The organism is Streptomyces sp. NPDC059169 (genome assembly GCF_042755225.1).
Lineage (GTDB): Bacteria > Actinomycetota > Actinomycetes > Streptomycetales > Streptomycetaceae > Streptomyces.
The window spans coordinates 257418-262166 of the sequence record NZ_JBHZCF010000012.1 but is presented as its reverse complement, the minus strand read 5'-3'; the positions used below and the strand labels follow the sequence as shown (position 1 = coordinate 262166).

Sequence of the window (4749 nt, the reverse complement as noted above, 5' to 3'; positions counted from 1 at the left end):
GACGCCGCCGAACTATTGTTGGCCTCAACCCCCGGATTTTGTTCGGGGGTTGAGGCATTTTTGCGTTGTATACCCCCGTCGACCGACCAGTCCGGGACTACCCCGCGTTTGAGGAGACCCCGGCTTCGGAGCGAGCGTATAGCGCTCGCCCGCCGGTAACTCCTCTGCCTCTCTGCCAGGTTGGTGTGTCGCATAGGTCCGACCGCCTCGCACTGGCTGGTGTCCTTCGCGGGTTCCCCCGTGCCGTCCCGTCCTCAACGCCCTTGTCCCACAGGGGACGTGTGTACGTCGCCAGTGCTGTGGGCAACCACGGGCAGCCGTCCCCGGCAGGAGGTGGTTCTGAGCACCGCCGGATTCGGGGTATGATCTATTCCGTTGCCGAGCGGGGAACCGCACAGAGCAACAGGCCCCCATAGCTCAGTCGGCAGAGCGTCTCCATGGTAAGGAGAAGGTCAACGGTTCGATTCCGTTTGGGGGCTCACAACGAAAAGAAGGCTCCCGCCCACGGGCGGGGGCCTTCTTCGCATGGTGCTGTTGGGCGCGATCCTCCTGAGCGCACTCAGCTCTGGTGGGGCTCCGGAACGCGCATCGCCAGGATCGCCATGTCGTCGGAGGCCGGTTCGGCCGCAAAACGTTCGACGGCGCGCAAGATGCGTGCGGTGACCGCACCCGCCGTGAGCCCCGTACACGTCGTCAGAACGTCTGCGAGGCCGTCGTCGCCGAGCATGCGAGTGCCCTCACGGCGTTCTGTGACGCCGTCCGTGACGCAGAGGAGGACGTCGCCGGGGTCGAGGGTGACCGACTGTTCGTACAGCTCCAGATCGTCCATCACGCCGAGCAGCGGCTGGGGTTCGGCCGCCGGTTCCACGGAGCCGTCCTGGCGCAGGCGAAGCGGCAGCGGATGGCCGGCGCAGACGACCTTCAGCATGGCGGACCCGTCGTCCTGCGGCCACAACTCGCCGTACAGAAGCGTCAGGAAACGGCTGCGGGCGCCCTCGTCGAGGATGGCCGCATTCAGTCGCTCCAGAACCGCGGGACCGCCGAACCCCTCACGGGCGAGCAGACGGAGGGCGTGTCGGGCGAGTCCGGTGACCGCGGCCGCCTCCGGGCCGGTGCCGCAGACGTCGCCGATGGCGAAGCCGTACGCGCCGTCGCGGATCGGGAACAAGTCGTAGAAGTCGCCCCCGACCTCGTTGCCTTCTCCCGCGGCACGGTAGATCACGTCCACCTCCACACCGGGGACCTGGGGCAGGCCGGGAGGCAGCAGGCTGCGCTGGAGGGACTGGCTGATGGCCGTGCGCTCCGAATAGAGGCGGGCGTTGTCGAGCGCGAGCGCCGCCCGGCGGGAGAGGTCCTCGGCGAGTTCGAGGATCTCTTGGCGGAAGTGGTCGTCGGACGGCTTGCCGAGGGTGAGCATGCCGATGACGCGGTTCCTGGCGACCAGCGGGAGGACCACCGTCTCGCCACCGACCGCCGACGCCGTGGCGAACTGCGAGCCCGCCCCGGAGGACAGATGGTCCGCGCCACGACCGAGTTCGCGCATCGACGTGCGCAGTGCCGCTTTGTGCGCGGCGTCGGCCGGCGCGGTCCAGACCCGTGCGCCGGGGGTGGGGACCGGATCCGGCGGATCGATCCTCGAAAGCAGCGCCTTGAGGCCGTCGATGCGCTCCTCGTCCTCGTGGAGGACGTAGCTGAGGTACGGCTCGGAAGCCTGGTCGGCGATCGTGTAGACGGCGCACCACGTCGCAAGGGTGGGCACGGTCATCTGGGCCATGAGAGCCAGCGTCTGGTCGCGGTCCAGCGTGCCGGCGAGCAGGTCCGACGCCTCGACGAGGAAGCTGAGCGAGCCGCGGCGGAGGCGCTCCAGCTCGCCGAGGCGCGCGGACTCGACGGCAAGCGCGATGCGGTCGGCCGCGAACTGCAACCGAAGGGCCTCCTCGTTGGAGTACCGGCCCGGGGATTCGGCCGCGACGCCGAGGGAGCCGGTGAGACGGCCTTCGACCTTGAGCGGGACGGTGACCACGGACCGCATGCCGGTGCCGGTGAGCAGCGGCACCGCTCCGGGTACTGCGGTGAGGTCCTCGTGAACGGCCGGCATGCGGGCGGAGCCGTACCGTCCGGTCCCCGCTTCGACGGGGACGCGGGCGAAGCGCTGTCTGGCCGACGGCAGTCCCGTCGTGGCGCGCACCTCCAGCTCCGTCTCGTCGTCGGTGGCCAGGAGCAGGAAGGCGGAGTCTCCGTCCAGCATGTCGCGGGCGCGTTCGACCGTGCGCTGGAGGAGTCCGTCCAGGTCGTCGGGTGCGGGGGAGCCGATGAAGACTTCGAAGGGGTCCGCACTGCGGTTCTCGTGACCCGAGCCGTCGGAGGCCGGGGCGCGCACCGGCGTCTGCAGGACGGCGCGCTCGTAGTCGCGCACGAGCAGGCAGACGGTGGATGCTTCGCCGTTGGTGTCGCGGACGCGGAGATGGGAGGCATATACGGGGACCACACGGCCGTCCGTACCGCGAATGCCGTAGCTGCCCTCCCAGCGGGACAGTCGTAGGGCCTCCGCGATCCCGGTGCCGATGCCCGGCGTGTGGGGCCACGCCGCGAACTCGCCGAGGGGCTTGCCCAGTACCTGGTCGGCTGCGTAGCCGAAGAGGTGTTCGGCATCGTCGTTCCACGAGTTGATCGCGCCGTGGCCGTCGATCTGGACGACGGCCACGCGGACCCGTTCGTCTGCGACCGGCAGGAGGCCGACGGGGAGTGCCGGACCGGCCGAGCGGGTTCCCACGGGACGCTGCGGCAGGTCCAGTTGGAACCACACCTGCTTGTGGGTCGGTGTGTACTCGACACCCCATCGAGTGGCCAGGGCGGCGCAGAGCAGCAGACCGCGGCCGTTTTCGCGGTCGGGGTGAGGGTGGGCCCGAGCGCCGCCCTGGATGGGGATCTCGCGCTCCGGGTAGCGGTCGCCGACCTCGACCCGCACACCGTCGTCGGTGCGGAGACACAGCACGTCCGCTGCCGTACCCGCATGAATCACCGCATTGGTGACGAGTTCACTGGTCAGGACGACCGCGTCGTCGACGACGTCGGAATACCCCCAGCCCTGGAGCGTGTCCCGCACGAAGGCGCGGGCGGTGGCCACCGACCGCCCGACGGGATCGAAGCTGGCAGCCGCCCGCGCGGTGATCACTGAACTCTTCGTACGCGTCTCCACGCCCGGCTCTGCCATGGTCGGTGCCTGCCCCTCCCGGTGCCCGGTGGTCGTCCTCGCGCCAGCCGCCCCCGCCGGGCGACCGGGGCGGTTGGACAGCCGGATGCCAGGTTACTTACCTTCGCTGTCCGGGCGGATGCCGGTCGCCGCCGTTTCCGCCCTCCGGGGGTGGGGACTCTAAGCGAAGCTGCCGAACTGTTATGGCCTGGTTCGGCTGCGGTGAAACACTGGGAAAGATTGCAACAACGGCCCGAGCAGTACGGTCAACCCTTGCGGGAGGGACACGGTGGAGTCTGGTGCAGCGGCGCGGGGCACTGGCACGCGCGCACAAGGCGGACAGTCCCGAAGTAAACCGCACCGCAGCGGGACGACGGAGGTCGACACGGCGGCGCTCAACCGGCTGCTGGCGGCCCTGGGCGCCATGCGGGATGGGAATTTCCGCAAGCGACTGACCGTTTCGGGTGACGGTGTGATGGCGGAGATCGCAGCCGTCTTCAACGAGGTGGCCGACCGGAATCTGCACCTGACGGGTGAGCTCGCCCGGGTGCGTCGAGTGGTCGGCCGTGAGGGAAAACTCACTGAGCGGTTGGAGACGGGCGCCTGTGAAGGGTCCTGGGCGGCGGCGATCGACGCGTCGAACGCCCTCGTGGACGATCTGGCGCGGCCCGTGTCCGAGGTGGGCAGGGTGTTGTCGGCCGTCGCTGACGGCGATCTGGAGCAGCGGATGGAGCTGCGTTCGCACGTCGCGGAGGGGGACGGCACGGTGCGGCCGCTGCGCGGCGAGTTCCTCAAGGTCGCGCGTACGGTCAACAACCTGGTCGACCAGTTGTCGGCCTTCACCGACGAGGTGACGAGGGTCGCACTGGAGGTGGGTACCGAGGGCAAGCTCGGCGGACAGGCCCAAGTGCGAGGTATGTCCGGTTCGTGGAAGGACCTCACGGATTCCGTCAACACGATGGCGTACCGGTTGACCGCCCAGGTGCGTGACATTGCCCTCGTCACGACGGCCGTCGCCAAGGGTGACCTTTCCCGCAAGGTCACCGTCCACGTGGCCGGCGAGATGCTCCAGTTGAAGAACACCGTGAACACCATGGTGGACCAGCTGTCCTCGTTCTCGTCCGAGGTGACCCGCGTCGCACGCGAGGTGGGCACGGAGGGCGAGCTGGGCGGTCAGGCCACGGTCCCGGGCGTCGCCGGCGTGTGGAAGGACCTCACGGACTCCGTCAACACCATGGCGGGCAATCTCACCAACCAGGTGCGCGGTATCGCGGAGGTCACGACGGCCGTCGCCAACGGCGACCTGTCGCAGAAGGTGACGGTGAGCGCCCGCGGTGAGGTGGCGCAGCTCGCCGAGACCATCAACCAGATGACCGAGACGCTCCGTACGTTCGCGGACGAGGTCACCCGGGTGGCCAGCGAGGTCGGTGCCAAGGGGCTCCTCGGCGGTCAGGCGCAGGTTCCGGGCGCGGCGGGGACGTGGAAGGACCTCACGGACTCCGTCAACACCGTCTTCCGTAACCTGACCACGCAGGTGCGTGACATCGCGCAGGTGA

General features: G+C 69.2%; 2 protein-coding genes and 1 tRNA gene. 2 read left to right on the top strand and 1 reads right to left on the bottom strand.

Translation table 11 applies throughout. The features are described from left to right. Nucleotides 1-406 precede the first annotated feature (406 nt). Nucleotides 407-479: transfer RNA gene (locus tag ACFXOM_RS23145), tRNA-Thr, on the top strand. Nucleotides 480-559: 80 nt separating this feature from the next. On the opposite strand, the gene ACFXOM_RS23140 is transcribed toward ACFXOM_RS23145, so the two are convergent. Further along, nucleotides 560-3214, bottom strand: a complete 2655-nt coding sequence (locus tag ACFXOM_RS23140; RefSeq protein ID WP_384938250.1) for a SpoIIE family protein phosphatase — start codon at nucleotides 3212-3214, stop codon at nucleotides 560-562. A gap of 268 nt (nucleotides 3215-3482) precedes the next feature. Here ACFXOM_RS23140 and ACFXOM_RS23135 point away from each other — a divergent pair. Continuing rightward, a partial coding sequence (locus ACFXOM_RS23135; protein WP_384938252.1) for a HAMP domain-containing protein occupies nucleotides 3483-4749 on the top strand: 1267 nt, incomplete at its 3' end.